Source organism: Rhizobium sp. 10N427 (assembly GCF_056394605.1).
The window spans coordinates 322,746-348,925 of record NZ_JBFTID010000004.1; the positions used below are offsets into that span (position 1 = coordinate 322,746).

The window sequence follows — 26,180 nt, forward strand, 5'->3', positions numbered from 1 at the left end:
TTGAGAGGAAAACCTCTTTGGATTATGCAGCAGCCGAAGCGTAGCTTTCGGTCGGCACTTCCGAAATCGTCTTCAGAACCTGGGAGGCGATCTGGTAAGGGCAGCCCTGCGAGTTCGGGCGGCGATCTTCCAGGTAGCCCTTGTAGTCGTTCTTGACGAAGGAGTGCGGAACGCGGATCGATGCGCCACGGTCTGCAACACCGTAGGAGAACTTGTTCCACGGAGCGGTTTCGTGCTTGCCGGTCAGACGCTTGTCGTTGTCCGGACCGTAGACAGCGATATGAGCTTCGAGGTTCTTTTCGAACTGACCCATCAGGGCCTCGAAATAGGCCTTACCGCCGACTTCGCGCATGAACTTGGTCGAGAAGTTGCAGTGCATGCCCGAGCCGTTCCAGTCGGTGTCGCCGAGCGGCTTGCAGTGATACTCGATATCGATGCCGTACTGTTCGGTCAGGCGCTGCAGCAGGTAGCGGGCCATCCAGATCTGGTCGGCAGCGCGCTTGGAGCCCTTGCCGAAAATCTGGAATTCCCACTGGCCCTTGGCAACTTCAGCGTTGATGCCTTCATGGTTGATGCCGGCAGCAAGGCACTGGTCGAGATGCTCTTCGACGATTTCGCGAGCGACCGGGCCAACGTTGGAGGAACCGACGCCGCAGTAATACGGACCCTGCGGAGCCGGGTAGCCCTGCTCCGGGAAGCCGAGCGGACGGCCGTTCTCGTAGAAGAAATATTCCTGCTCGAAACCGAACCAAGCATCTTCGTCGTCGAGGATGGTTGCGCGGCTGTTGGAAGGATGCGGGGTGACGCCGTCGGGCATCATGACTTCGCACATGACGAGGACGCCGTTGGTACGGGCCGGGTCAGGATAGATAGCGACCGGCTTCAGCACGCAATCCGAGCTGCGGCCTTCAGCCTGCATCGTCGAGGAGCCATCGAAGCCCCAGAGCGGAAGCTGTTCCAGGGTCGGAAATTCAGCAAATTCCTTGACCTGCGTCTTGCCGCGCAGATTCGGTACCGGAGTGTACCCATCGAGCCAGATGTACTCGAGCTTATACTTTGTCATTGGCCAGTCTCTCAAACGTGTGCGTGTCACAAATCCTGAGGGTGCGTTTCACCAGCGGATGCACAGTACCAAGCACGTGGCGTGCCAGTTTGGCGGACGCGCCCGAGGGTGCGTCAAAACGCGCAGGCAGGGAGACCGCGGCGCAAGGCGTTAACTTTCAATAAAAGCTTGGGGTTAGACGGGAACCGGGCCGATAACGGCGCGTTTTTCTTTTGAAAGTGCAAACGCCTGAAAAAGATGCAGGAGCGCCATCGTATTTCGCGCACTTTATCAATCGCTTACGGAGAGCACAGCAATTGGCGATATTTTGTGCAATTTGCATAATTCATGTGCAATCTGCTATTATGACAGTCCGACTAAACGACGAATGTCGATAAGGGAAGGCAAATAGGATGCCGATAAACGTTCATGGCGAAACCGCCAAGATCTACCAGTTTCCGGTGAAATTGCGCCGCGCCGGCGAACGCTTCGGCGCCCGTCAGCCGCTGGATATCGATCCGGATATTTGCGATGCCGCTTTCGACAGCTGGTATCATCAGGATGCGATCCGCGAGGACGAAGAGAATAGCCGCAAGCCGCAGGCTTAAACGAAAACTGCCTGATCAACGCGATCTTCGCTTCCGAAGATCTTGAGATACCGCTCAACCTCGCCCGGTTCACCGGTGGCTTTTTGAGGATTGTCGGAGAGTTTGACGGCCGGCCGACCATTGGCGTCGCTGACCTTGCAGACAATCGAGATCGGATCGAGGCCGGACATATCGATGGGCGCGCAGCCCACGAAATCGTTGGTGAGGTTCGTCCCCCAACCGAAGCTCATGCGAACACGGCCCTCGAAATGCTTGTAGGTGTCGATAATCGCATCGACATCCATGCCATCCGAAAAAATCAGGAGCTTCTGGCGCGGATCGCGGCCCATCTTCTTCCACCATTCGATGATCTTCTCGCCGCCTTCGACCGGCGGCGCGCTGTCCGGGCGGAAACCGGTCCAGTCGGCAACCCATTCCGGCGCATCACGCAGGAAAGCGGCAGTGCCGAAGGCATCCGGCAGAACGATCAGAAGATTGCCGCCATAAAGCCGGTTCCAATCGCGCAGAACCTTGTAGGGCGCCTTGCGCAGGTCGTCGTCGGTCTCCGCGAGGGCCGCGGCCACCATCGGCAGCTCGTGGGCGTTGGTGCCAACGGCTTCGAGATCGGAATCCATGGCAAGCAGAACGTTGCTGGTGCCGGTGAAGGCCGGGCCAATGCCTTCCTTTAGCGCTTCAACGCACCAGCGCTGCCACAGGAAGCTGTGGCGGCGGCGCGTGCCGAAGTCGGAGATGCGCAAGCCGGGCAATTCCTTCAGGCGCTCGACCTTCGACCACATGCGTGCTTTGGCACGGGCATAGAGAACATCCAGGGTAAACGGTCCAAGCGCCTTCATCGCCGAGCGCGACCGCAGCTCGTTGATGATGGCGAGCGCCGGTATTTCCCACATCGTGGTTTCCTTCCACGAGCCGTGGAAATCCAGGACGTACTGGCCGTCTTTCTTCGACAGTTCATATTCCGGCAGCTGGAAGTGCGAGAACCAGGCGAGGAATTCGGGCTCGAAGATCTGGGCGCGGCCATAGAAGCTGTTACCGGCCAGCCAGATCATCTCTTTCTTGGAAAGGCGAAGAGTGCGCGCGTGATCCAGCTGCTCGCGCAATTCGCCCTCGTCGATCTCTTCGGCGAGATGCACGCGTTTGGTGCGGTTGATCAGCGTGAAGGTCGCATTCACATCCGGATAGAGCTTCCAGATCATCTGCAGCATCAAAAGCTTGTAGAAGTCGGTGTCGATCAGACTGCGGACGATGGGGTCCAGCTTCCAGGCGTGGTTATAAACCCGTCTTGCGATATCGGTCTTGGCCATGCTCCACCCCATACCAATCCGGTCGGGGGCCACCGCTGCGGCCGGCACACGACGACCGGCTCGTGCGCCTTCTTATCGAAAAATCAGCGGCCAAAGTCCAGTGCAAATACAAAGCCCTGCCGTCCGGGACGGCAGGGCTTGCGATGACCGCCAGACCCATGCGCGGTTATTGCGCGGAAGGTGTTGCCGGCGCGTTGGGCTGCGCGCTACCTGCAGGGGGCGTTTCCGTCGGCACCGCGGTGCCGTTCTGCAGCGATGGTGATGTCGGCTCTGCAGGTTGCTGCGACTGCATCTGCTGGCCGGGCTGCTGCGGAGCGACTTCGCTTGCCTCACGCCCGCCCCAGATCTCCACTGGAATCCAGACGATGAACGCGAGCACCAGAGCGACGATCAGAACCGTCAGGACACGGCGGCCGGTCCGGCCCTGTTTGGCCTTGACCGGAGAAATCTGTTCTTCCTCGTGCAGCTTGCCATCGGATTTTTCCCAACGGGTTTCCATCTGATGCGCCATTCATGTCTCCTTCCGGTAAGCGGACAGCCGGAATGCGGCCTGCCCGAAAGCTTCCGGTGAGAACAACGAAGAGAAACGGCAAATGTTCCCGGCCGGACCGGTCAGTATCCCGCGCCGCGATCGACGAGGAACTGCAGCGGCTCGCCCTTTTCGAAGCGGACGATCTGCTGCTCGACATGCCGGAAGAGCGCGTTTTCTTCCGAGATCGCGGCGTCGTGTGGCGTGATGAAGACGCTGTCGAGACCCCAGAGCGGATCGTCAGCCGGCAGCGGCTCGACTTCGAAGACGTCGAGCGATGCGCCGCCGAGGATACCGCCTTCGATGGCCGCGACGATATCGCTCTGGACCTGGCTCTTGCCGCGCCCGGCATTGATGAAAACAGGTTTGCCGAGCGCGCCGCCCTGGCGCAGCTTCCTGAACAGGCCGGCGTTATAGAAACCCGTCGTTTCAGGCGTCAGCGGCAAAAGGCCGACGAGAATGTCGGTCTTCGACAGAAAGACATCGAGTTCGGCGGCATCGAATGTATCGATACCGTCGAGATCTTTTCTGGTGCGCGACCAGCCGATGACGTTGAAGCCCATGACCTTGAGCTTGCGGACGGCATCCTGTCCGAGCACGCCAAGACCCATGACGCCGACGGTGATTTCGGCAGCTTCTGGCGGCGCCATCTTGCCCCAGATCCGATCACGCTGATGCCGATCGTGCCCGCGCTGATCGCGCAGATGCATCAGGCACTGCATCACCACCCATTCGCTCATCCGCACCGTCAGGCTGCGATCGACGAAGCGGACGATCGGCACGTCGGGCAGGCCCGGCAGCGTCATGATGCTGTCGACGCCGGCCCCGCCGGAGAAAATGATCTTCAGGTTCGGCGCCCGGTCGAAAAGGTCAGCATCCGGCTTCCAGAGCAGCGCGTATTCGCAGGCGCTGATATCCCTTCCCTTGCTCGTGGGATCGGCGAGGCTGATGCTGCCGCGATCCGCAAAGGCGGTTTTCAGGATGCGGGCGATACCTTCAGGATTGAACTTGAGATCGACGAGAACGGGCGGTCTTGCGGACATGGTCTTCTTTACTGCTGAACGGCAGGCGTCGGCACTGCCTCGATGTTGAACGCGGCGGCCATCAGCGCCTTGGTGTAATCGTCCTTCGGCGCCTGGAATATCTCCGCAGACGGCCCCTGCTCCACCACCTTGCCGAAGCGCATGACGATGACATCGTTGGCGAGCGCTTTGACGACTTTCAGGTCGTGACTGATGAAGAGATAGGCGAGGTCATGCTTTTTCTGTAGATCGCGCAGCAGATCGACCACTTGGGCCTGGACGCTCATATCGAGCGCCGATGTCGGCTCGTCGAGCATGACGAAGCGCGGCTTCAGCACCATGGCGCGGGCAATGGCGATGCGCTGCCGCTGGCCGCCGGAGAATTCGTGCGGGTATCGCCAGCGTGTCAACGGATCGAGGCCGACCTCTTCCAGCGCCCAGCAGACGCGCTGGTCACGATCTTCGTGCGAGAGCGAGCGCTCGTGCACCTTCAGGCCTTCGGCGATGATATCGCCGACCGACATGCGGGGGCTGAGCGAACCATAAGGATCCTGGAAGACCACCTGCAACTGATTGCGCAGCGGCCGCATCTGCGTGAACGAATAGCTGGCTATATCCTTGCCGACAAAGCTGATGCGGCCCTTAGACGAGATCAGCCGGGTGAGCGCCAGGCCGAGCGTGGTCTTGCCCGAGCCGGATTCGCCGACGACGCCGAGCGTCTGGCCGGCCCGCAGCGACAGGTCGATGCCATCGACTGCCTTGACGTGATCGACCACGCTGCGCATTAGCCCTGCCTTGATCGGAAACCAGACGCGGATATCCGAGCCTTCCATAACGACAGGCTTCGTCAGATCGGCCATCGGCGGCTCGCCACGCGGCTCGGAGGCCAGGAGGTGACGGGTATATTCGTGCTGCGGCCGGGTGAAGACCTCCTCGACCGTACCGGTCTCGACGATCTTGCCCTTGGTCATGACGCAGACGCGGTCAGCGAACTTGCGGACGATACCGAGGTCATGGGTGATGAACAGCATGGACATGCCATGCTCGCCCTTCAGCTTGCGCAGTAGTTCAAGAATTTGCGCCTGCACCGTGACGTCGAGCGCCGTCGTCGGCTCGTCGGCGATCAGCAGTTCCGGGCGGTTGGCGAGCGCCATGGCGATCATCACGCGCTGGCGCTGGCCGCCCGACAGCTCATGCGGATAGGCCTTGAGGCGCTTTTCCGGCTCGCGGATACCGACCTGGTTGAGGAGCTCCAGCACGCGCTTGCGCGCCGCTGCACCCGTGACGCCCTGATGCAGGTCGAGGATTTCGGCAATCTGCTTTTCGATCGAATGAAGCGGATTGAGCGAGGTCATCGGCTCCTGGAAGATCATCGTGATGTCGTTGCCGCGCACCTGGCGCAGCTCCTTGTCCGATGCCTTCAGCAGGTCCCTGCCCTTGAACAGAATCTGCCCCGTCGGGTGACTTGCCGTCGGATAGGGAAGCAGCCGCAGGACGGAGTTGGCCGAGACGGATTTGCCGGAGCCTGATTCACCGACCAGTGCCACTACTTCGCCCTTGCGGATATCGAAGGAAATGTGATCCACAGCCAGCGATGTTTCGCCACCCTGATGAAAGGCAACCGAGAGATCGCGGACCGAGAGGAGGGTTTCGGGGCTCTCGCTCATTGGAACGTCTTTCTTGGGTCGAAGGCATCGCGGACCGCCTCGCCGATGAAGATCAGCAGCGAGAGCATGATCGACATGGCGAAGAAGGCGGTGAGCCCCAGCCATGGCGCCTGCAGGTTTGACTTGCCCTGGGCGATCATCTCACCCAGCGACGGCGAGCCGGGCGGCATGCCGAAGCCCAGGAAGTCCAGCGAGGTCAGCGTGGTGATCGATCCCGAGAGGATGAAAGGCAGGAAGGTCAGGGTCGCGACCATGGCGTTTGGCAGCAGGTGGCGCCACATGATCGTGCGGTTGTTGACGCCAAGCGCCCGGGCGGCACGCACATATTCGAAGTTTCGGGCGCGGAGGAACTCGGCGCGGACGATGCCGACAAAACCAACCCAGGAGAACAGCAGCATGATGCCGAGTAGCACGAAGAAGCCGGGCGGCAGGATCGCGGCGATGATCAGCAGGATGTAGAGGACCGGCATCGACGACCATATCTCGATGAAGCGCTGCAGGAGCAGGTCGGTCCAGCCGCCGAAATAGCCTTGCACCGCGCCGGCGGTGACGCCGACGACGGCCGAGCAGATGGTCAGTGCCAGGCCGAAGAGCACCGAGATGCGGAAGCCGTAGATGACGCGCGCCAGCACGTCGCGGGCTTGGTCGTCCGTGCCCAGCCAGTTGAGATTGCCGTAGTTGCAGTTCGGGTCGTTGACGCCCTGCGGATAACCGGCGCAGCGTTCCTCGGCGCCCATCAGCCAGAAGGGGGCGGTCGGGGCGGAATGCGGGATGTTCGAATTGACCGAGCGGTAGGAATAGCGGATCGGCGGCCAGATCATCCAGCCATTGGCATTGATCTCATCGGTGATGACATCCGAGCGGTAATCGGTCTCGGCGAGGAAGCCGCCGAACTTCTCTTCCGGATAATCGACGACGACAGGAAAGAGAATCTCCCCCTTGTAGGAAGCGATGATCGGCTTGTCGTTGGCGATGAATTCGGCAAACAGGCTGAGGATGAACAGCACCATGAACAGCCACAGGGACCAGTAGCCGCGTCCATTGGCGCGGAAATTCCGCCAGCGGCGGATATTGGTCGGCGACAGCAGGCCCTTGCGCGGCGGTTTGACGGGTGTGGCGGTAGCGGGATTGGCGGCGGTATCCATCAGACATCCCTCCGCTCGAAATCGATGCGCGGATCGATCCAGGTATAGATCAGGTCCGAGATCAGGCCGACGAAGAGCCCAAGCAGCGAGAAAATGTAGAGCGTTGCAAAGACGATGGGGTAGTCGCGATTGACCACCGAGAGATAACCAAGACGGCCGAGGCCATCGAGCGAGAAGATATTCTCGATCAGCAGCGAGCCGGTGAAGAAGGCCGAGATGAAGGCACCGGGGAAACCGGCGATGACGATCAGCATGGCATTGCGGAAGACGTGCCCGTAGAGAACCTGACGTTCAGTGAGCCCCTTGGCGCGCGCCGTCGTCACATACTGCTTCTTGATCTCCTCGATAAAGGAATTCTTGGTCAGCAGCGTCGTCGTCGCGAAGGCGGCCAGTGACAGCGAGATCAGCGGCAGCGCCAGATGCCAGAAGTAATCGAGCGGCTTTTGCCACCAGGCGAGTTGATCGAAATTGTCGGAGACAAGGCCGCGCAGCGGAAACCAATCGTAGAAGGATCCGCCGGCGAAAAGCACGATCAGCAGGATGCCGAAGAGAAAGCTCGGCACTGCATAGCCGACGATGATCACGCCAGACGTCCAGACGTCGAAGGTCGATCCGTCCTTCACCGCCTTGCGAATGCCGAGCGGGATGGAGATCGTGTAGGAGAAGATCATGATCCAGACGCCGAGCGAGATCGACACCGGCAGCTTGTCCTTGATCAGATCGAGAACCGACGTGTTGCGGAAGAAGCTTTCGCCGAAATCGAAGCGGATATAATTCCACATCATCTCGCCGAAGCGGGTCAGCGGCGGCTTGTCGAAACCGAACTGCTTTTCGAGCTTGGCGATCAGCTCCGGGTCGAGGCCCTGGGCGCCGCGATATCGCGATCCCTCGTCACCACCCTGGCCCAGAAGATCGCCGCCACCGCCGGAAAGACGCTGGTCGGCGCTGTCGGCCTGGCCCGTCAGCTGCGCGATCACCTGCTCGACCGGGCCGCCCGGCGCAAACTGGATGACGGTGAAGGAGATCGCCATGATGCCGATGATCGTCGGTATCATCAGAAGCAGGCGGCGAAGGATATAGGCTCCCATCAGCGCGCGGCCTTCCAGGTCTTGAATTTCGCCGGGATGCGCATCCTGTCAGAAGTCGTCAATCGCTGGGCCTTTCACCGGTTAGCCCGGCTTTTCATGGTGATTCGAATGGACCATTTGGACCTTAGCGGCCCAGCCAATGCAAGTCCGCTATTTCGCGTCCTTCGACCACCAGACATCGGGGAAGCCGATGGAATATTCCGGATAGGCAGCCGGATGCGTGAGCTTGTCCCAATAGGCGATCCAATAGGTTTTCCGATAGAACAACGGAATGACGTAGTGATTGGCCAAGAGCACGCGATCCATCGCCTTGATCGCGGCGACCTGCTCGTCACGGTTGGGCGCAAAGATGATCATCTTCACCAGAGCATCGACTGCCGGATTGGCGATACCGGCATAGTTGCGTGAACCCTGTTGGTTCACCGAACCCGAACCCCAGTAGTCCGCCTGCTCGTTGCCCGGGTTCATGGTTTCACCCCAGACATTCCAGATCATGTCATAATCGAAGCTGCGTGCCCGATTGGTATATTGTGAGGCATCGACAGTACGGACCCGTGCATCGATACCAATCTTTTTCAGGTTGTTGGCATAGGGCACGGCCCAGCGTTCCAGTATCGGACTGGCAAGCAGGATTTCGAAACTCATAGGCTGACCGGTCGCGGAGTTCACCATCCGGTTGCCTTTGATTTCCCAGCCAGCCTCCTTCAGAAGGGCAATCGCCTTGCGGAGATTGTCGCGGCTCTTTTGCGGATCGCCGCCGACAGGGTTGCTATAAGGCGTGGTGAATATCTCCGGCGGCACCTTGTCCTTGAGGCCCTGCAGAAGCTCCAGTTCACGGCCCTCGGGGAGGCCAGAAGAGGCGAGATCGGTATTCCAAAAATAGCTGTCAACGCGCGTGTAGCTTCCAAAAGCCACCGTGCGATTGATCTCTTCGAAATCGAAGCCGTAGTTCAGCGCTTCACGGACGCGTTCATCCTTGAAGAGGTCACGCCGCATGTTCGGCACCAGTGCCTGCATGATTCCTGCCGCGCGAAGCGGATTGGGGACGTCTTCCTTCTTGACCCGGCCATCCTTTACGGCTGGAAAGTCATATCCGGTCGCCCAGCGGCTGGCCTGTGTTTCCTGCCAGTAGTCGGTGTTGCCGGCCCGAAACGCTTCGAACTCGACATCGCGGTCGCCGAAGTACGTGTAGAGAATATTGCGGAAGTTGTTCTGGCCGACGTTTACGGGAACGTCCTTGCCCCAGTAGTCGTCACGCAGTTCGTAGCGGACCGTCGCCCCGGCGGAGAAGGCGGCAATCTTGTACGGTCCCGACCCCATGACCGGCTCAAGCGTCGTCTTGGAGATGTCGCGCGGCTTCCCGTCGGCGCCCGCAGCTTCCCACCAGTGTTTCGGCAAGACGATGACCTGGCCGAGAATGTTCGGCAGTTCCTTGTTGTTCTTCTCGTCGAAGGTGAACTTCACGTCGCGGTCGCCAACTTTTTCGGCCTTCACGACGTGCTTGAAATAGTTCGACAGAAGCGGATTGAGCTCCTTGGATTTGTCGAAGCTGAAGATGACATCTTCTGGGGTGACGGGCTGGCCGTCCGCCCATTTGGCCTCGGCGCGGAGCCTGAAGGTGGCGCTTGAAACATCAGCGGGATAAGAAACCCCTTCGGCTAGCAAGCCGTAGGATGAAAGCACTTCGTCGTCGGCTGACTTGAGTAGCGTCTCGAAAACCAAACTCAAGCCGATCGCGGCATCTCCCTTCGAGAGCAGCGGATTGAATGTATCGAAAGTCCCTGCGGTCGACAGCCTGGCATCGCCGCCCTTCGGCGCATCCGGGTTGACGTAGTCGAAGTGCTTGAAGCCCGGCTGGTATTTGAGTTCGCCGATGGACGACGTGCCGATCTGGAAGTTCTGCTCCTGAGCTTTGACGGGCAAGGCCAGCACGCTCAGAGCCACAAGAGCAACGACCAGACTTTTCTTCGACCCGCCAAACGCCATTCGCCAACCCCTATTGTTTCTGTTCGAGCGAGAATAGGGGAAATGGAGGCGAAAAACAGGAGAGAGTTTGGTTTTTGCCGATCTCGCGAAATTTTGACCTGCCGTTCGGAGCTCCCATGTCCCTTTACGATCCCAAGACCACCGCACTTATCTCGATCGACCTGCAGGCCTTTATCACCAGCCGACCGGTTGCTCCTCACAGTGCTCAGCACGTCATTGAAAACACCGCGGCGATTGCCAGACAGCTGAAATCACAAGGCGGCACCGTCATACTCGTCACCGTCGGGTTCTCTGCAGACTATGCCGACGCCGTCAATCAGCCGGCCGACGAACCGGCGAGCTTCCCAAAAGGCGGACTGCCCGCCGCCGCACTCGAAGCGCCGCCGGAGATTGCGGCACTGACTGTCGATGCCCATGTCGTCAAGCGTCAGTGGAGCGCGTTCTACGGCACCGATCTCGATCTTCAGCTTCGCCGCCGAGGCATAACGACCGTCATCCTTACAGGGATCGCAACCAATTTCGGCATCGAATCGACCATTCGCGATGCCTATGCGCATAACTACGCGGTCATTGCCGCCGAAGAYGCGATGACGAGCTTCACCGCGGAGATGCACGGATTTGCGTGTGAGAAAATCCTGCCGCGGCTGTCGCGCGTCAGAAAGACCAGCGATATCCTCGCCAATCTCTAAGCAGAAGCGGCCCGCCTTTCGCGCGAAGCGTGATGAAAACATCGATTCACCAGAATTGCTTTTCACGGTAAATTCAACCGCAAATCACCTGGCAATTTCGGGAACCCGCATGACGCTCCRCCTCGCTTCGTCCAAGATTTTCGGCAAACTCGCCTTGGCGGGCGCATTGAGCGCCGGCCTCATATCTGCTGACGCCGATGCGCAGCAGAAACAGCCGAGCCCGGGGAGTGCAAAAGCGATCTTCGGGTCGGTTTCGCTTCCCTCTCAGGGGCCGGCGCAACCGATTGGGTTCTATGCCAAGGGCTGCATGTCGGGCGCCGTTGCGCTTCCGGCCGACGGCCCGACCTGGCAGGCCATGCGGCTGTCGCGCAACCGGCGCTGGGGCAATCCCGCGATGATCGCGCTTCTAGAGCGGCTCTCCCGCGATGCGCAGCAACAGGCAGGCTGGCCGGGTCTACTTGTCGGCGATATCGCGCAGCCGCGCGGCGGACCGATGTTCAATGGGCACGCCTCTCATCAGGTCGGCCTCGATGCCGATATCTGGCTCACCCCGATGCCATCGCAGCGCATGAGCGCGCAGCAGCGTGAAGATCTGCCGTTCACGACGATGCTGCAGAAGGGCAAGTTCCTGACCGTCGATCCGAAGATCTGGACGCAGTCGCACGCCGAACTTCTGATGCTTGCCGCCAGCTATCCGCAGGTCGAGCGGATTTTCGTCAATCCCGCGATCAAGAAGAAGATGTGCGACACCTGGACTGGCGACCGCGCCAATCTCGGCAAGCTGCGCCCGGAATATGGCCACGACTCGCATTTCCATATCCGTATCAAGTGCCCGCCGGGCGCCACCGCCTGCAAGCCGCAGGCGCCTGTTGCTGCCGGAGACGGCTGCGACAAGTCGCTCGCCTGGTGGTTTACCAAGGAACCGTGGGCAAAACCCGCACCGCCGAAGCCTGGTACTCCGCCACCGAAGCCGCCGCGCGAGGGCCAAGTTTCGGATCTACCGAAGGCCTGTGCGGCCGTGCTCGATACACCTTCCGTAGCCTCGGTGGCGGCAGCGACCTATGGCGGCCCTTCGGCGGCAAGCGCGCTGACGGCGACTCCAGCTGCGGCGCCTTCCGTTTCGGATCAGGGTCTGCCGCCCACCGGTCCGGTTCCCGCCGACAAGCCGATGCAATGATCGCAGCGCAGGCTTGTGTTTCAAATCGCACGCTTGGTATAGAAACGGCCAAATCGATTGAAACCCGTGATGGAGGTCCTTCTTGATGGCCGGCGGCAAATGCCTCGCATTGATTGCGCATGACCAGAAGAAAGACGACATGGCGGAATTTGCCCGCCGCAACCGCGACCTTCTCGCAAAATGGAAGATCGTCGCGACGGGCACCACCGGCGGCCGCGTTCTCGATGCCGTCCCCGATCTCGACGTGACGCGCCTGAAGAGCGGCCCGCTCGGCGGCGACCAGCAGATCGGCGCGCTGATATCGACGGGCGAGATCGGTGCGCTGATCTTCTTCGTCGATCCGCTGACGCCGATGCCGCATGATGTCGATGTGAAAGCGCTGATGCGGCTTGCGATTGTCTACGATATTCCGATGGCGCTGAACGAAGCGACCGCCGATAAACTCATTCCGACCCTTAAAGCTTGAGCGGAAAAGGCCATGTCCATGCTTGATGCCAGCGATGCCCAGATGCCCTTCCCGATCCTGATCGGCGACATTGGCGGTACCAATGCCCGCTTCTCGATCCTCGCCGACGCATCGGCCGAAGCGATCAATTTTCCGAATGTCCGGACGGCCGATTTCGAGACGATCGACGACGCTATCAAGGCTGGCGTTTTTGCAAAGACGGACCTGCGGCCGCGTTCGGCCATTCTTGCCGTTGCCGGTCCTATCAATGGCGACGAGATTCCGCTGACCAACTGTGACTGGGTCGTGCGGCCGCATACGATGATATCGGGCCTCGGCATCGAGGATGTTCTCGTCGTCAACGACTTCGAGGCACAGGCGCTGGCAATTTCGGCGCTCGCGCCGGATGAACGCGAACAGATCGGTCCAGCCTCGGGCGACCTGATCGCTTCACGTGCCGTTCTCGGGCCGGGTACGGGTCTTGGCGTTGGCGGCCTGGTTCATGCGCGCGGCTTGTGGATCCCGGTTCCTGGCGAAGGCGGCCATGTCGATCTCGGTCCGCGCTCGGAGCGCGACCTGCAGATTTTCCCCTATATCGAGCAGATCGAAGGGCGTGTTTCGGCAGAGCAGATTCTTTGCGGCCGCGGGATCGTGCATCTCTACCGCGCCATCTGCATTGCCGATGGCATCGAGCCGAAATACAGCGATCCGGCCGATGTGACGTCTCACGCGCTCGCTGGAACGGATCCCGTTGCCGCCGAAACCATTTCGCTGTTTTCGACCTATCTCGGCCGACTGGCCGGCGATATCGCGATGCTTTTCATGGCGAAAGGCGGCGTATATCTCTCCGGCGGTATTTCGCAGAAGATCCTGCCGGCGCTCCGCAAACCGGAATTCCGCGCCGCCTTCGAGGACAAAGCGCCGCACTCGCACTGGCTGCGCGACATCCCAACCTTCGTCGTCACGCACCCGCTGGCGGCACTGGCCGGACTTTCCTTCTACGCCCGTGCACCGGAGACCTTCGGCGTTTCGACGGATGGGCGGCGCTGGCGGAGCTAGCGCCAGTCTAGCCAAGCCGCTGGCAAATCTTTATAGAGCCCCGCGAGTGCGCGGGCTTGCCACGCACACGATCTGAAACGGGAAGCGCAATTTTTGGAATCGCCCGCAAACAAGAGCGTGAATAGCGATACGGTCGCGAGCGTACTGAAGCGCATCATCGCCGAGAACGGCCGTGAGCACGTCATGGGCTACGTCTTCGCGATCGTCTGCCTGATCATCGTCGCGCTCTCGACGGCCTATACCGCCTGGATCATGCGCGCGATCATCGACGAGGCTTTTGCCAACAGGCGGGCCGACATCGTGTGGGTCATCTGTCTGTCAATCTTCATCGCCTTCGTGGCGCGTGGTTTCGCCAGTTATGGCCAGGCGGTGGCGTTGTCGAAGGTTGGCAATAATATCGTCGCGCGTTACCAGCGGCGGATCTATGCGCACCTGATGACGCTGTCAGTCGGCTACTACAACGACACGCGCTCGGCGCAGATCGCCGCCCAGGTCAGCCAGAATGTCAGCGGTATCCGCGATGTAATGAACCTGACAATCACCTCGACGGCACGCGACCTGCTCTCCTTCGTCTCGCTGGTCGCGGTCATGGTCTATCAGGATCCAATCCTGAGCGTCATCATTTTCGTGATGGCGCCGCCGTTGCTTCTAGGACTTCGCTATCTTTCCAAGCGCCTTCGGGATGTCACAAAAGAATCGATCCACCTGAACAGCCGTGCTTTCGGGGCAATGCAGGAATCGATCCAGGGCATAGCGATCGTCAAGGCGTTCACCATGGAACGCGAGCTTGAGAAGCGGGTCAATCAGATCATCGGGGTCGCCGAGCAGCGCGCCAACAAGATCGCCCGCCTCTCCGAACGCAATGCGCCGATGACCGAGAGCTTTGCGGGTCTGGCCGTGGCCGGTGTCCTGGCCTACGCCGCTTACCGCTCGATCTATTACAACGTTCCTCCGGGCGCGTTCTTCTCGTTTATCACCGCGTTGCTGCTTGCCTACGATCCGCTGCGCCGCCTCGCCAAGCTTCAGGTGCAGATGGAGCGCGCCGCCGTCAACGCGCGGATGATCTATGAACTGCTCGACATGGAGCCGCGGCAGCGCGATCTGCCGGATGCGAAACCGCTGACGGCGACCGAGGCCCGCATCGAATTCCGCAATGTTTCCTTTGCCTATGGCAACGACCCGGTGCTGAGCGATGTGAGCTTTGTCGCAGAAGGCGGCAAGACCACGGCTCTTGTGGGGCCATCGGGTGCCGGCAAATCGACGATCATCAATCTGATCCCGCGCTTCTACGATCCGAAAAGCGGTGAGATCATCGTCGATGGGCAGGACATCGCCCATGTGACCAAGCAGTCGCTGCGCGAGCAGCTCGCCTATGTCTCGCAGCAGCCCTACCTGTTCGAAGGCTCGATCCGCGACAATATCCGCTATGGCCGCCCTGATGCCACGGATGCCGAAATCGAGGAAGCAGCCCGCCTCGCCTATGCCCACGACTTCATCATGGCCCAGCCCGACGGATACGACACAGCGGTCGGCGAGAATGGCGTGACGCTTTCCGGTGGTCAGCGGCAGCGCCTTTCGATCGCGCGTGCGCTGGTGCGCAATGCACCGATCCTGCTGCTCGACGAGGCGACTTCAGCGCTCGATACGGAATCGGAAGCGGCCGTGCAGAAGGCACTCGACGAGGCAATGACCGGCCGTACCGTCGTCGTCATCGCGCACCGGCTATCGACCGTGGTGCGCGCCGACAAGATCGTCGTCATGCAGCAGGGCCGTGTCGTCGAGGAAGGCAATCACGAGACGCTTGCGAAGCTCGAAGACGGACTTTACGCTCGCCTCAACAATCTCCAGAGGCCGGCGGCCTCGAATTCCATCTGATACGGGAATACGACTGATATGAGCGACGCTGCTATGAAACTGGTTGTGGTTGGAGCAGCAGGGCGCATGGGCCAGACGCTGATCCGGCTGATCGATTCCATCGACGGCGTGACATTGCATGCAGCGATCGAGCGCGCTGGATCGCCTTTCGTCGGCCGCGATGCCGGCGAACTGGCCGGGCTTGGACCGAACGGCGTGATCATCGGCGATGATCCGCTTTCCGCCTTCCTGCATGCCGAGGGCGTGCTCGATTTCACCTCGCCGGCCGCGAGCGTCGAATTTGCCGGACTGGCCGCACAGGCGCGCATCGTCCATGTCGTCGGCACGACGGGATGCTCGGATGCCGACGATGCCAAGATCCAGGCGGCCGGGCGCCATGCGCGCATCGTCAAGTCGGGCAATATGAGCCTCGGCGTCAATCTTCTCAGCGTTTTCATCGAACAGGCAGCGCGGGCACTTTCGCCAGAAGACTGGGATATCGAAGTTCTCGAAATGCATCACAAGCGCAAGGTCGATGCGCCCTCCGGCACTGCGCTGTTGCTCGGGGAAGCCGCTGCAAATGGCCGCGCTGTCGACCTGAAGACCCAGTCTGTTCGCGTTCGTGACGGTCATACCGGCGCCCGCGGAGCGGGTACGATCGGCTTTGCGACGTTGCGCGGCGGGTCCGTGATCGGCGAGCATTCGGTTCTCTTTGCCGGCGAAGGCGAGATCGTTTCGATGTCGCATAGCGCAGCGGACCGTTCGATCTTCGGACGCGGTGCCATCAAGGCGGCGCTCTGGGCGCGCGACAAGAAGCCGGGTTTCTATTCCATGCTCGATGTCCTCGGGCTCTCTTCACAATAATCCCCACGGAGGCAGACTTTTATGAGCGGCACACTCGTTCTCGTTCGGCATGGCCAGAGCGACTGGAACCTGAAGAACCTCTTCACCGGCTGGAAGGATCCCGACCTGACCGAGCTCGGCATTCAGGAAGCCACGACCGGCGGCCAGGCGCTGGCAGACTACGGCATCAAGTTCGACGTCGCCTACACCTCTGCGCTGACCCGCGCGCAGCACACGCTGAAGCTCATCCTCGACAAGGTTGGCCAGCCCGGCCTGCAGACGATCAAGGATCAGGCTCTCAACGAGCGTGACTACGGCGATCTGTCCGGCCTCAACAAGGACGATGCCCGCGCCAAGTGGGGCGAGGAGCAGGTTCATATATGGCGCCGCTCCTACGACGTCCCGCCTCCGGGCGGCGAAAGCCTGCGCGACACGGGCGCCCGCGTCTGGCCTTACTACCTGACGGAAATCCTGCCGCGCGTTCTTCGTGGCGAGAAGGTTCTCGTTGCGGCTCACGGCAACTCGCTGCGTTCGCTGGTCATGGTGCTCGACCACCTGACCCGTGAGCAGGTCCTCGACCTCAATCTCGCGACCGGCGTTCCGATGGTCTACAAACTGAAGGCCGATTCCACCGTCGCTTCCAAGGAAGTGCTGGGCGACATGTCCGCCGCACACTGAGCCGGATTCGCAATCAGTTGGAAAGCCGGGCCAAGCGCCCGGCTTTTGTTAGTTTTCGATGGTGAACTGCACCCGGTCGGCAGCAAAGCGGGTGATAGAATATTGAACGGGAGTGCCGTCGAGATCGGTATTCATCGCCTTGGTGATCAGCAGGATCGCGCCCGGTGTGAGCTCAAGATCGGCGATATCCCCGGCGTCGGCATGCGCGGCGGTAATCTCCGTCGTTGCGCGCACATAGTCCTGCAAGCCAAGCAGCGCGAAGGCCTTGGTGATCGATTCCGTCTTGCGATAGGTTTCTGCGATATCGCCGAAGCGCGTCGCCGGAAACCAGCTCGTCGCCCGTGACACCGGGCGCTTGTCGGCCTCCCTCGTCGTCTCCAGCCTGATGACAGCGTCGCCCACGCGCATCTTCAGCCACCGAGCGACCTCTGCATCAGCGGGTTCTGCGGCAGCCGCCAGCAGGAAACCGCGCGTTTCTCTTGCCTGACCGCTGATACCCGTCGTGAAACGGGTGCGCTTGCTGATCGGGAAGTTCAGGCGTTCCCGGCGCTCGATCAGCGTGCCACGACCCTGCACGGCGCGGACGATGCCTTCCTGCGCCAGCGCGGCAAGGGCACTTCGAACCGTATGCCGGTTGACGCCGAACTGCTCGGCGAGCATCGTTTCCGGTGGCACCATGCCCGTTTCATCATAGGCACCGCGGGTGATTGCCTCGCGGATTCGATCCGCTATCTGACGCCATAGCGCCACCCCCGTCTGCCTTTGCACCTGCTTCAGCCCAGCCATTTCACCCCTGCCGTGTCACACGCTTGTCACGTCCCCGATTTAAGCGTAACCATATCTTGTATGGTTGTCTATATCAATAGACCTTTCGAAGGATGTGGCGATGAGAGCAGCAGAGAAAATCGAGGCAGCCGACAGCAGGAAAAGAGTGGTCGATCTCCTCGCCCGCTCCGACCTTGCCGAATTGAATGACGCCTGGGAGGCGCTTGCGGACAAACCGGAAGTGCAGGCGGTGCGCGGCCCCGAGACAGGGCTGGTGATGGTTCGTGGCCGTATTGGCGGCGGCGGCTCGCCCTTCAATCTCGGCGAAGTGACGGTCACGCGTGCAACGATCCGGCTGGGAAGCGGGACCGTCGGCCACGGCCAGTCGCTCGGCACCGATCGGAAGAAGGCACGGCTTGCCGCTATCTTCGATGCTCTCTGGCAGGAAGAGGCAAGCAGGGCTTTCGTCGAGGAAAAGCTGCTTCAGCCGATCGCCCGCCACGTTGCCGCCGCAGCGCAGCAGAAGGCCGACGAGACGGCCGCGACCCGCGTCGATTTCTTCACCATGGTGCGGGGAGAAGACTGATGGAACTCAAGACCGATACGTTGACCGGCGGCTTTGCCGGGCCGGTTTTCCAGGCCCAGAGCGTCTTCAAGGCGATGATGGATGCGATGGCCCGCCCGGGCTCAGTCCAGACGCTGGCGCCCGATGCTGCGCCGCCGGCTCCCCTTGGCGTCGCGGCCGGTGCAATCGCACTGACGCTCTGCGATCACGACACGCCCGTCTGGCTTTCGCCTGCGCTCAACAAATCTGCGGTGCCGGGCTGGCTGAGCTTTCATACCGGTGCGACCGTCACGACCGAGAAGGCCGAGGCGCGCTTCGCGTTCGTCGACAGCGGCATGGCAGTTTCGTCTTTCGGACTCTTCGCGCCGGGCACGCAGGAATATCCCGACCGCTCGACGACTGTTGTTATCGAGATCGCTTCGCTCGAAGGCGGCAAGACGCTGGCGCTGATGGGACCGGGGATCAAGACCGTGACGGAAATCGCGCCGTCGGGATTGCCGGAGACGTTCATCCGCCTCTGGAACGAGAACCGCACCCTGTTCCCGCGTGGCATCGACATCGTTCTGACGGCGGGCAGCAGTTTCCTCTGCCTGCCGCGCACCACCAAAATTACCGCAACGGAGATGTGAGCCATGTATGTTGCAGTCAAAGGTGGCGAAGCCGCCATCGCCAATGCTCACCGCCTGCTCGCCGACCGGCGCCGCGGCGACCGCTCGCTTCCGGCCATCGGCATCGAGCAGATCGTTGCCCAGCTGGCTCTCGCGGTCGATCGCGTCATGGCCGAGGCCTCGCTCTACGACCGAACGCTGGCGGCTCTTGCGGTGCGCCAGTCGCGTGGTGACATGATCGAAGCGATCTTCCTGCTGCGCGCCTACCGTACGACGCTGCCGCGCTTCGGTTATTCACAGCCGCTCGACACGAGCCGCATGACTATCGAGCGCCGTATCTCGGCAACCTACAAGGACCTGCCAGGCGGCCAGCTGCTCGGCCCGACCTTCGACTACACGCACCGCCTGCTCGACCCATCGCTTTTGACCGACGAAGCCGTCGAGGAGCCGGCTCAGCGCCAGGCCGAAACCGGCCGTGTCATCCGCGTTTCCGAGATCCTCGGCCAGGAAGGCCTGATCGAGGGTGACGGCGATATGCCCGAGGATCACGAGATCGGTGACCTGACGCGCGAGCCGATGGAATTCCCGATGAGCCGGGATCTGCGGCTGCAGGCGCTGGCCCGCGGCGATGAAGGCTTCCTCTTGGCCCTCGGTTATTCGACGCAGCGCGGCTATGGCCGCAACCATCCCTTCACCGGCGAAATCCGCATCGGCGAGGTGGAAGTCGAATTCGATGTTCCGGAACTGGGCTTCGCCGTCTCGCTCGGCACCATCCAGGTGACAGAATGCCAGATGGTCAATCAGTTCAAGGGCTCGGCCAAGGCGCCGCCGCAGTTTACCCGCGGCTACGGTCTGGTCTTCGGCCAGAGCGAGCGCAAGGCGATGTCGATGTCGCTGGTCGATCGCGCGCTGCGCGCCGGCGAACTCGGTGAAGACGTCACTGCACCGGCGCAGGACGAGGAATTCGTCATCTCGCATGCTGACAACGTGCAATCGACCGGCTTCGTCGAGCATCTGAAACTGCCGCATTACGTCGACTTCCAGGCCGAACTCGATCTCGTACGCCGCATGCGTCGCGACTTCGAGGCAAGCCGCCGCAACGGCGAAGCAATGAAGGAAGCAGCCGAATGACTGATCTCGCCACCTACAACTTCGCCTATCTCGACGAACAGACGAAGCGGATGATCCGCCGCGCCATCCTGAAGGCGATCGCCATCCCAGGCTACCAGGTGCCCTTCGCCAGCCGCGAAATGCCGATGCCCTATGGCTGGGGCACCGGCGGCGTGCAGGTCACGGCTTCGATCATCGGCCCCGACGATGTACTCAAGGTCATCGACCAGGGCGCCGACGACACGACCAATGCCGTCTCGATCCGCGCCTTCTTCCAGAAGGTCGCCAATGTGGCGGTCACCACGCATACCAAGGACGCGACGATCATCCAGACGCGTCACCGCATTCCGGAAGAGAAACTCGCCGCCAACCAGGTGCTGGTCTATCAGGTGCCGATTCCTGAGCCTCTGCGTTTCCTCGAACCGCGCGAGACCGAGACGCGCAAGATGCATGCGCTTGAGGAATACGGCCTCATGCATGTGAAGCTCTACGAGGACATCGCCCATAACGGCCGGATCTCGAAGACCTACGCCTATCCGGTGAAGGTTGCCGGGCGCTATGTCATGGACCCGTCGCCGACGCCGAAATTCGACAATCCGAAGATGCACATGTCCGATGCGCTGCAGCTCTTCGGCGCCGGTCGCGAAAAGCGCATCTACGCCGTGCCGCCCTATACCGACGTCGTCAGCCTCGACTTTGAGGACTATCCCTTCGAGATCCAGCGCTTCGGCAAGCCTTGCGCGCTCTGCGGCGCCGAGGAAGTCTATCTCGACGAGGTCATCCTCGACGACAAGGGCGGGCGGATGTTCGTCTGCTCCGATACCGACCATTGCGAAGACCGCCGCGAGCACGGCCATGCCGGCGAAATGCTTGCGCCCAAGGAGGCTGCGGAATGACCGACACACCGCTTCTCAAAGTCAACGACGTCTCGAAATTCTACGGCAACCGCATCGGCTGCCGGAACGTGTCCTTCGATCTCTGGCCCGGTGAAGTGCTGGCCATCGTCGGCGAATCCGGTTCGGGCAAGACGACGCTGCTCAACTGCATCTCGACCCGCCTGATGCCGACCACCGGCAGCGTCGAATATCACATGCGCGACGGCAGCTACCGTGATCTCTACCGCATGAACGAGGCCGAGCGCCGCTTCCTGATGCGCACCGACTGGGGCTTCGTGCACCAAAACCCTGCCGATGGCCTGCGCATGACGGTTTCGGCCGGCGCCAATGTCGGCGAGCGGCTGATGGCGATCGGCGACCGGCACTACGGCAAGATCCGCTCGACGGCCATCGACTGGCTGGAGCGTGTCGAGATCAATGCAGAGCGCATCGACGATCAGCCCCGTGCCTTCTCCGGCGGCATGCGACAGCGCCTGCAGATCGCCCGTAATCTTGTGACCGGCCCTCGCCTCGTCTTCATGGACGAGCCGACCGGCGGCCTTGACGTCTCGGTGCAGGCCCGCCTGCTCGATCTGGTCCGCGGCCTGGTCAACGATCTCGGCCTTGCGGCAATCGTCGTCACCCACGATCTCGCGGTCGCGCGCCTGCTGTCTCACCGGATGATGGTGATGAAGGACGGCAATGTCATCGAGCATGGTCTCACCGACCGCGTGCTCGACGATCCGCGCGAGCCCTATACCCAGCTTCTCGTTTCCTCCATCCTGCAGGTGTGACCATGGCAACGCCACTCGTCGTTTCGGAAGTCGCAAAGAGCTTCACCATGCATCTGCGCGACGGCATCAAGCTGCCCGTCGTCTCGGATGTCTCCTTCTCGGTTGCCGCAGGCGAATGCGTCGTGCTCGGCGGCCCCTCGGGCATTGGCAAGAGCTCCCTCCTGAAGATGATCTACGGCAACTATGTTGTCGATACCGGCCAGATACTCGTCAATCACCAGGGCAAGGTCGTCGATCTCGCCTCAGCCGATCCGCGCACGATCATCGAGGTGCGCAAGCAGTCGCTCGGCTATGTCAGCCAGTTTCTGCGCACCGTGCCGCGCGTTGCAGCCCTCGACGTCGTTGCCGAGCCGTTGCTTGCCCGCGGCGTAGCGGCGAGCGAGGCGCGTGAGCGGGCTGCCGTCCTGCTGACAAAGCTCAACCTGCCGGAGGCACTCTGGCAGTTGCCGCCCGCGACCTTCTCGGGCGGCGAGCAGCAGCGCGTCAACATCGCCCGCGGCTTCATCACCGATCATACCATCCTGCTGCTCGACGAGCCCACGGCCTCTCTCGACGCCACAAATCGTGCTGTCGTCGTCGGCATGATCGCGGACAAGAAGAAGGCGGGCGTTGCCCTGCTTGGCATCTTCCACGACGAGGAAGTGCGCGAAGCCGCCGCCGACCGCATTCTCGACGTCCAGAAATTTTCTCCCAGAAAGGCCATAGCGGCATGACCCGGCAGATCGGCGAAAAGCCCTATATCCACGAGACAGCATCGGTCAGCGACACCACGCTCGGCCGCTATACCGAAGTCTCGGAACGGTGCCGGATCAGCGAAGTGGAGTTCGGCGATTATTCCTACATCATGCAGGACGGTTCGATCTGGTGCGCGACGATCGGCAAGTTCGTCAATATCGCCGCCGCGGTGCGCATCAACGCCACCAACCATCCGACATGGCGCGCGACGCTGCACCACTTCACCTATCGCGCCACCGACTACTGGCCGGATGCGGACATGGAGACCGACTTCTTCGAGTGGCGCCGGTCCAATCGCGTCACGATCGGCCATGACGTCTGGATCGGCCATGGCGCGACGATCCTTCCCGGCGTGACGGTCGGCAACGGCGCCGTGATCGGCGCGGGCGCCGTCGTCTCCAAGGATGTCGCCCCCTACACGATCGTCGGCGGCGTGCCGGCAAAGCTCATCCGCGAGCGGTTTGGCAAGGGTGTCGGCGATCGGATGGACAAGCTTGCCTGGTGGGATTGGGAGCATTCGAAGCTGCGTTCGGCACTCGACCATTTCCGCGCGCTTTCGGCGGAAGATTTCCTTAGCCGGCATGGCGCGTGAAGCGCCATCGCCTGGGCCGTTTGTGACAGTCATTACACAAAACTGACATTGGAGGTTCATCAAGCGGGACTAATGCACTGCGAGACGAAGGTCCCGGATTGCAAGGAAGAGCATGATGTTCGAGCTGAAGAATGTCACCCGCCGTTTTGGCAAAAAGCTGGCAGTGGATTCTGTAACGCTCGATATTCCGCAAGGACAGATGGTCGGCATCATTGGCCGTTCGGGCGCCGGCAAATCCACTCTTCTTCGGATGATCAACCGCCTGCAAGAGCCGACCTCCGGCTCCATCCGTTTCGGCGGCGTGGAAGTCTCGTCGCTTCGTGGCGAGGCGCTTCGCAACTGGCAGCGCGACTGCGCGATGATCTTCCAGCAGTTCAATCTGGTGCCGCGTCTCGATGTGCTGACCAACGTGATGCTCGGCCGCCTGAACCATCGTCCGACGATGCTCTCGCTGCTCAGCATCTTCAGCCGCGAAGAGCGCATCCATGCGATTGCCGCTCTGGAACGCCTTGGTATCGAGCAGACGGCGCTGCAGCTTGCGGGCACGCTTTCGGGTGGCCAGCAGCAGCGCGTGGCGATTGCCCGGGCGCTGATGCAGAAGCCGAAGATGGTTCTCGCCGATGAGCCGATTGCCTCGCTCGACCCGCTGAACGCCAAGATCGTCATGGACGCGCTGCGCGACATCAACGAGCGCGAAGGCATCACCGTCATCACCAACCTGCACACGCTCGACACCGCCCGCAGCTATTGCGAACGGATCGTCGGCATGGCCGGTGGCCGCGTGGTCTTCGACGGCAAGCCCGGCGACCTCGATGCGTCTGCTGTCAAGGAAATCTACGGCACCGACAAGGACGGCGCCGGTATCGACGAAACTATGACGTCGACATCGATCAACATTCCGGCGGCAGCTGCCGCCCATCCATCCGCCGGCCTGCAACCGCTGGCGCTGGCCGGTCTCTGAGCGAGACGGCTGCGATCGAGAGCCCGCGTCAAGGGCACAGTTCTTCGTATCAAGAGAGACCACCGGGGACACCGGTCAATCAGGAGAGTACCATGTTGAAGAAAGCACTCTTTGCCGCGACGGCGCTTTTCGCGCTTTCCGGCGTTTCGCATGCTGCAGACCTCAAGGAATTCCGCGTCGGCATTCTCGGTGGCGAAAACGAAACCGACCGCCTGCGCAACTACGCCTGCCTCGCCGACCACCTGAAGACCGAGTTCGGCTTCGAAAAGGTTTCGCTGTTCCCGGCCGCCGACTACGACGGCGTTATCCAGGGTCTCCTTGGCGGCACGCTCGACTTCGCAGAACTCGGCGCTTCCGGCTATGCAGCCGTCTACCTGAAGGACGCAAAGGCCGTTACCCCGATCCTGACCACGCAGCAGAAGGACGGCTCGACCGGCTACTACTCGATCGGTCTCGCACTGAAGTCCTCCGGCATCAAGACAATCGCCGACGCCAAGGGCAAGAAGCTCGGCTACGCCGATCCGGACTCCACCTCGGGCTACCTCGTTCCGCTGACGCAGATCCCGAAGGACACGGGCATGCCGAACGACCAGTTCTTCGCCTCCACGCAGTTCAACGGCGGTCACGAGAACAACCTTCTCGCTGCCTATGACGGCAAGGTCGACGTTGCTGTTGACGACTCCTCGGGCCTCGGCGATTTCAAGGACGGCTACACCTCCGGCACCTTCCGCAAGGAAGTCGACAAGGGCGCTGTCGACCCGAACAAGCTGGTCGAAGTCTGGCGCTCGCCGCTGATCCCGAACGGCCCGCTCGTCGTTCGCAACGAGCTCGGCGAAGAGTGGCAGAAGAAGCTGGCTGCATTCTTCACGGCTCTGCCGGAGAAGGACCACAAGTGCTTCACCGCTATCGAAGGCGGCGACTACAAGGGCTACGCGCCTGTCACGCACGAATTCTACAACGCCGTTGTAGACGTTCGTAAGGCTGCCATCGGCGGCTGATCGACTGGCATTCATTGGGGGCGGCCGTCATTGGCCGCCCTTTTTCCTGCGAAGAAGCGGACACGCCATGACCCTTGCCGATTCCCGGATCCACGCGCATGAAACCCAGCAGAGCAGCCGAGAGATTGGCGATGCCTGGGGCCGCATGGTGGCGCGCCGCCGTCTCTATACCGGCATCGGTCTGATCCTGCTTCTGATCGCCTTCGTAAGCTCGGTGCGCTTCGCCGACGAAAGCAATGCGGGTCACTTCTTCGACCGCCTTCCGCATCTCTTCGACTTCCTGAGCTGGCTGATCCCCAAGGACTGGCATGACGTCTGGCGCGCGCTGTTCGATCTGGCGAGCCCGAATGACAAGGGCGGCGAGGAGTTCAACTTCGCCAAGGGCCGGGTCTATGTTTTCGGCCACTATTACATTCCTGAATATTTCGAGCTGATGATCATCACGATCAACGTCGCGCTTGTTTCAACGATCATCGGTTTCATCTTCGCGGTGCCGCTAAGCTTCTTTGCCGCCCGCAATCTGACCAGGAACTGGCCGCTGCGGGTGTTTTCGAAGCGGGTAATGGAATTCCTGCGCGCCTTTCCGGAGATCGTCATCGCCGGCCTGTTTTCCGCGATCCTGTCGATCGGTCCGGTGGCCGCGATCATCGCCGTGTCGCTGCACACGATCGGCGCGCTCGGCAAGCTGTTCTACGAAGTCGTCGAGAATATCGACATGAAGCCGGATGAAGGCATGAAGGCGGTCGGCGCCAACTGGCTGGAGCGCGTCCGTTTCGCCGCCATGCCGCAGGTCATGCCGAACTTCGCCTCCTATGCGCTGCTGCGCCTTGAGATCAACGTGCGCGCCTCGACCATCATCGGCGCAGTCGGCGGCGGTGGCATCGGCGAGGAGCTGAAGCTTTCCATCTCGCGCGGCTTCGGCGCGAAGACGGTGGCTCTCGTGCTGTTGCTCTTCGCGACGATCGTTGCCGTCGATCAGTTCTCCGCATGGCTGCGCCGCCGTCTGGTCGGCGAGCACGCTTTCCTTCTGCAACATTGAGGCCT

General features: G+C 61.3%; 27 protein-coding genes. 18 read left to right on the top strand and 9 right to left on the bottom strand.

Features of this window, described 5'->3' with window-relative positions; all coding sequences use genetic code 11:
* Positions 1 to 22: 22 nt before the first annotated feature.
* The gene (locus tag AC1DIJ_RS11395; protein ID WP_112385077.1) at positions 23 to 1,063 is read right to left on the bottom strand and encodes a glutamine synthetase beta-grasp domain-containing protein; all 1,041 of its coding nucleotides are present in this window, start codon (positions 1,061 to 1,063) and stop codon (positions 23 to 25) included.
* Positions 1,064 to 1,455: 392 nt separating this feature from the next.
* Between AC1DIJ_RS11395 and AC1DIJ_RS11400 the strand changes: the two genes are divergently transcribed.
* Positions 1,456 to 1,650, top strand: coding sequence for a DUF2735 domain-containing protein (locus tag AC1DIJ_RS11400; RefSeq protein WP_112385076.1), 195 nt, complete (start codon positions 1,456 to 1,458; stop codon positions 1,648 to 1,650).
* Here the strand turns inward: AC1DIJ_RS11400 and pncB are convergent.
* The 7 genes from pncB to AC1DIJ_RS11435 all read right to left on the bottom strand — a co-directional run bounded on the left by pncB (position 1,647) and on the right by AC1DIJ_RS11435 (position 10,388).
* Positions 1,647 to 2,951 (bottom strand): nicotinate phosphoribosyltransferase, encoded by a 1,305-nt coding sequence (gene pncB / locus AC1DIJ_RS11405; RefSeq protein ID WP_112385075.1) that lies wholly within the window; start codon positions 2,949 to 2,951, stop codon positions 1,647 to 1,649. The genes AC1DIJ_RS11400 and pncB overlap by 4 nt on opposite strands.
* A 166-nt stretch (positions 2,952 to 3,117) precedes the next feature.
* Complete coding sequence (locus AC1DIJ_RS11410) at positions 3,118 to 3,462, bottom strand: hypothetical protein (protein ID WP_112385074.1); 345 nt, start codon at positions 3,460 to 3,462, stop codon at positions 3,118 to 3,120.
* 101 nt (positions 3,463 to 3,563) lie between these two features.
* Positions 3,564 to 4,523 carry a 2-hydroxyacid dehydrogenase gene (locus AC1DIJ_RS11415; protein WP_112385073.1) on the bottom strand — a complete coding sequence of 320 codons (960 nt, stop codon included), beginning with the start codon at positions 4,521 to 4,523 and terminating at the stop codon, positions 3,564 to 3,566.
* Positions 4,524 to 4,531: 8 nt separating this feature from the next.
* Positions 4,532 to 6,169, bottom strand: coding sequence for an ABC transporter ATP-binding protein (locus tag AC1DIJ_RS11420; protein ID WP_112385072.1), 1,638 nt, complete (start codon positions 6,167 to 6,169; stop codon positions 4,532 to 4,534).
* Positions 6,166 to 7,314: an ABC transporter permease gene (locus AC1DIJ_RS11425; RefSeq protein ID WP_112385071.1), complete on the bottom strand. Its 1,149-nt coding sequence runs from the start codon at positions 7,312 to 7,314 to the stop codon at positions 6,166 to 6,168. Before AC1DIJ_RS11425 ends, AC1DIJ_RS11420 begins: the two co-directional genes overlap by 4 nt.
* Entirely contained in the window at positions 7,314 to 8,402 is a 1,089-nt protein-coding gene (locus AC1DIJ_RS11430; RefSeq protein WP_112385070.1) for a microcin C ABC transporter permease YejB, read from the bottom strand. The genes AC1DIJ_RS11425 and AC1DIJ_RS11430 overlap by 1 nt, the downstream gene beginning before the upstream one ends.
* Positions 8,403 to 8,552: 150 nt before the next feature.
* Entirely contained in the window at positions 8,553 to 10,388 is a 1,836-nt protein-coding gene (locus AC1DIJ_RS11435; protein ID WP_112385069.1) for an extracellular solute-binding protein, read from the bottom strand.
* 116 nt (positions 10,389 to 10,504) lie between these two features.
* On the opposite strand from AC1DIJ_RS11435, the gene AC1DIJ_RS11440 reads away from it, so the two are divergent.
* From AC1DIJ_RS11440 to AC1DIJ_RS11470, 7 genes are all read left to right on the top strand, one after another.
* Entirely contained in the window at positions 10,505 to 11,077 is a 573-nt protein-coding gene (locus tag AC1DIJ_RS11440) for a hydrolase (protein ID WP_112385068.1), read from the top strand.
* A gap of 109 nt (positions 11,078 to 11,186) precedes the next feature.
* Positions 11,187 to 12,254, top strand: a complete 1,068-nt coding sequence (gene mepA / locus AC1DIJ_RS11445; protein WP_477831395.1) for a penicillin-insensitive murein endopeptidase — start codon at positions 11,187 to 11,189, stop codon at positions 12,252 to 12,254.
* A gap of 85 nt (positions 12,255 to 12,339) precedes the next feature.
* A complete protein-coding gene (locus tag AC1DIJ_RS11450; RefSeq protein WP_112385066.1) occupies positions 12,340 to 12,720 on the top strand; it encodes a methylglyoxal synthase in 381 nt (126 codons plus the stop codon).
* Positions 12,721 to 12,732: 12 nt separating this feature from the next.
* Complete coding sequence (locus AC1DIJ_RS11455) at positions 12,733 to 13,758, top strand: glucokinase (RefSeq protein ID WP_112385065.1); 1,026 nt, start codon at positions 12,733 to 12,735, stop codon at positions 13,756 to 13,758.
* Between the two features lie 93 nt (positions 13,759 to 13,851).
* Positions 13,852 to 15,633, top strand: coding sequence for an ABC transporter ATP-binding protein (locus AC1DIJ_RS11460; RefSeq protein WP_112385064.1), 1,782 nt, complete (start codon positions 13,852 to 13,854; stop codon positions 15,631 to 15,633).
* A gap of 18 nt (positions 15,634 to 15,651) precedes the next feature.
* Positions 15,652 to 16,476 carry a 4-hydroxy-tetrahydrodipicolinate reductase gene (gene dapB, locus AC1DIJ_RS11465; RefSeq protein ID WP_112385063.1) on the top strand — a complete coding sequence of 275 codons (825 nt, stop codon included), beginning with the start codon at positions 15,652 to 15,654 and terminating at the stop codon, positions 16,474 to 16,476.
* Between the two features lie 21 nt (positions 16,477 to 16,497).
* On the top strand, positions 16,498 to 17,133 hold the full coding sequence (locus AC1DIJ_RS11470; RefSeq protein WP_112385062.1) for a 2,3-bisphosphoglycerate-dependent phosphoglycerate mutase: 636 nt from the start codon (positions 16,498 to 16,500) through the stop codon (positions 17,131 to 17,133).
* 48 nt (positions 17,134 to 17,181) lie between these two features.
* Here the strand turns inward: AC1DIJ_RS11470 and phnF are convergent, their stop codons facing one another.
* Entirely contained in the window at positions 17,182 to 17,919 is a 738-nt protein-coding gene (gene phnF / locus AC1DIJ_RS11475) for a phosphonate metabolism transcriptional regulator PhnF (RefSeq protein WP_112385061.1), read from the bottom strand.
* Positions 17,920 to 18,019: 100 nt separating this feature from the next.
* Here phnF and phnG point away from each other — a divergent pair, with 100 nt between their 5' ends.
* The 10 genes from phnG (at position 18,020) to phnE (ending at position 26,175) form a co-directional block, all read left to right on the top strand.
* On the top strand, positions 18,020 to 18,484 hold the full coding sequence (gene phnG, locus AC1DIJ_RS11480) for a phosphonate C-P lyase system protein PhnG (protein WP_112385060.1): 465 nt from the start codon (positions 18,020 to 18,022) through the stop codon (positions 18,482 to 18,484).
* A complete protein-coding gene (gene phnH, locus AC1DIJ_RS11485) occupies positions 18,484 to 19,092 on the top strand; it encodes a phosphonate C-P lyase system protein PhnH (RefSeq protein ID WP_112385059.1) in 609 nt (202 codons plus the stop codon). The genes phnG and phnH overlap by 1 nt, the downstream gene beginning before the upstream one ends.
* 3 nt (positions 19,093 to 19,095) lie before the next feature.
* Positions 19,096 to 20,202, top strand: coding sequence for a carbon-phosphorus lyase complex subunit (locus AC1DIJ_RS11490; RefSeq protein ID WP_112385058.1), 1,107 nt, complete (start codon positions 19,096 to 19,098; stop codon positions 20,200 to 20,202).
* Positions 20,199 to 21,077, top strand: a complete 879-nt coding sequence (locus AC1DIJ_RS11495; protein ID WP_112385057.1) for an alpha-D-ribose 1-methylphosphonate 5-phosphate C-P-lyase PhnJ — start codon at positions 20,199 to 20,201, stop codon at positions 21,075 to 21,077. The genes AC1DIJ_RS11490 and AC1DIJ_RS11495 overlap by 4 nt, the downstream gene beginning before the upstream one ends.
* Positions 21,074 to 21,850 carry a phosphonate C-P lyase system protein PhnK gene (gene phnK, locus AC1DIJ_RS11500; protein WP_112385056.1) on the top strand — a complete coding sequence of 259 codons (777 nt, stop codon included), beginning with the start codon at positions 21,074 to 21,076 and terminating at the stop codon, positions 21,848 to 21,850. Before AC1DIJ_RS11495 ends, phnK begins: the two co-directional genes overlap by 4 nt.
* Before the next feature lie 2 nt (positions 21,851 to 21,852).
* On the top strand, positions 21,853 to 22,563 hold the full coding sequence (gene phnL / locus AC1DIJ_RS11505; RefSeq protein WP_112385055.1) for a phosphonate C-P lyase system protein PhnL: 711 nt from the start codon (positions 21,853 to 21,855) through the stop codon (positions 22,561 to 22,563).
* Entirely contained in the window at positions 22,560 to 23,177 is a 618-nt protein-coding gene (locus tag AC1DIJ_RS11510) for a DapH/DapD/GlmU-related protein (RefSeq protein ID WP_112385054.1), read from the top strand. Before phnL ends, AC1DIJ_RS11510 begins: the two co-directional genes overlap by 4 nt.
* A gap of 115 nt (positions 23,178 to 23,292) precedes the next feature.
* Complete coding sequence (gene phnC, locus AC1DIJ_RS11515) at positions 23,293 to 24,138, top strand: phosphonate ABC transporter ATP-binding protein (RefSeq protein WP_477831396.1); 846 nt, start codon at positions 23,293 to 23,295, stop codon at positions 24,136 to 24,138.
* Between the two features lie 92 nt (positions 24,139 to 24,230).
* Positions 24,231 to 25,136: a phosphonate ABC transporter substrate-binding protein gene (gene phnD / locus AC1DIJ_RS11520; RefSeq protein WP_112385052.1), complete on the top strand. Its 906-nt coding sequence runs from the start codon at positions 24,231 to 24,233 to the stop codon at positions 25,134 to 25,136.
* A 67-nt stretch (positions 25,137 to 25,203) separates the two neighbouring features.
* A complete protein-coding gene (phnE, locus tag AC1DIJ_RS11525; RefSeq protein WP_112385051.1) occupies positions 25,204 to 26,175 on the top strand; it encodes a phosphonate ABC transporter, permease protein PhnE in 972 nt (323 codons plus the stop codon).
* Positions 26,176 to 26,180: the final 5 nt, after the last annotated feature.

Excerpts from the sequence above, each read along its gene's own strand:
- AC1DIJ_RS11395 (WP_112385077.1), bottom strand. The coding sequence starts at position 1,063 with ATGACAAAGTATAAGCTCGAGTACATCTGGCTCGATGGGTACACTCCG.
- AC1DIJ_RS11400 (WP_112385076.1), top strand. The coding sequence starts at position 1,456 with ATGCCGATAAACGTTCATGGCGAAACCGCCAAGATCTACCAGTTTCCG.
- pncB (WP_112385075.1), bottom strand. The coding sequence starts at position 2,951 with ATGGCCAAGACCGATATCGCAAGACGGGTTTATAACCACGCCTGGAAG.
- AC1DIJ_RS11410 (WP_112385074.1), bottom strand. The coding sequence starts at position 3,462 with ATGGCGCATCAGATGGAAACCCGTTGGGAAAAATCCGATGGCAAGCTG.
- AC1DIJ_RS11415 (WP_112385073.1), bottom strand. The coding sequence starts at position 4,523 with ATGTCCGCAAGACCGCCCGTTCTCGTCGATCTCAAGTTCAATCCTGAA.
- AC1DIJ_RS11420 (WP_112385072.1), bottom strand. The coding sequence starts at position 6,169 with ATGAGCGAGAGCCCCGAAACCCTCCTCTCGGTCCGCGATCTCTCGGTT.
- AC1DIJ_RS11425 (WP_112385071.1), bottom strand. The coding sequence starts at position 7,314 with ATGGATACCGCCGCCAATCCCGCTACCGCCACACCCGTCAAACCGCCG.
- AC1DIJ_RS11430 (WP_112385070.1), bottom strand. The coding sequence starts at position 8,402 with ATGGGAGCCTATATCCTTCGCCGCCTGCTTCTGATGATACCGACGATC.
- AC1DIJ_RS11435 (WP_112385069.1), bottom strand. The coding sequence starts at position 10,388 with ATGGCGTTTGGCGGGTCGAAGAAAAGTCTGGTCGTTGCTCTTGTGGCT.
- AC1DIJ_RS11450 (WP_112385066.1), top strand. The coding sequence starts at position 12,340 with ATGGCCGGCGGCAAATGCCTCGCATTGATTGCGCATGACCAGAAGAAA.
- AC1DIJ_RS11455 (WP_112385065.1), top strand. The coding sequence starts at position 12,733 with ATGTCCATGCTTGATGCCAGCGATGCCCAGATGCCCTTCCCGATCCTG.
- dapB (WP_112385063.1), top strand. The coding sequence starts at position 15,652 with ATGAGCGACGCTGCTATGAAACTGGTTGTGGTTGGAGCAGCAGGGCGC.
- AC1DIJ_RS11470 (WP_112385062.1), top strand. The coding sequence starts at position 16,498 with ATGAGCGGCACACTCGTTCTCGTTCGGCATGGCCAGAGCGACTGGAAC.
- phnF (WP_112385061.1), bottom strand. The coding sequence starts at position 17,919 with ATGGCTGGGCTGAAGCAGGTGCAAAGGCAGACGGGGGTGGCGCTATGG.
- phnG (WP_112385060.1), top strand. The coding sequence starts at position 18,020 with ATGAGAGCAGCAGAGAAAATCGAGGCAGCCGACAGCAGGAAAAGAGTG.
- phnH (WP_112385059.1), top strand. The coding sequence starts at position 18,484 with ATGGAACTCAAGACCGATACGTTGACCGGCGGCTTTGCCGGGCCGGTT.
- AC1DIJ_RS11490 (WP_112385058.1), top strand. The coding sequence starts at position 19,096 with ATGTATGTTGCAGTCAAAGGTGGCGAAGCCGCCATCGCCAATGCTCAC.
- AC1DIJ_RS11495 (WP_112385057.1), top strand. The coding sequence starts at position 20,199 with ATGACTGATCTCGCCACCTACAACTTCGCCTATCTCGACGAACAGACG.
- phnK (WP_112385056.1), top strand. The coding sequence starts at position 21,074 with ATGACCGACACACCGCTTCTCAAAGTCAACGACGTCTCGAAATTCTAC.
- phnL (WP_112385055.1), top strand. The coding sequence starts at position 21,853 with ATGGCAACGCCACTCGTCGTTTCGGAAGTCGCAAAGAGCTTCACCATG.
- AC1DIJ_RS11510 (WP_112385054.1), top strand. The coding sequence starts at position 22,560 with ATGACCCGGCAGATCGGCGAAAAGCCCTATATCCACGAGACAGCATCG.
- phnC (WP_477831396.1), top strand. The coding sequence starts at position 23,293 with ATGTTCGAGCTGAAGAATGTCACCCGCCGTTTTGGCAAAAAGCTGGCA.
- phnD (WP_112385052.1), top strand. The coding sequence starts at position 24,231 with ATGTTGAAGAAAGCACTCTTTGCCGCGACGGCGCTTTTCGCGCTTTCC.
- phnE (WP_112385051.1), top strand. The coding sequence starts at position 25,204 with ATGACCCTTGCCGATTCCCGGATCCACGCGCATGAAACCCAGCAGAGC.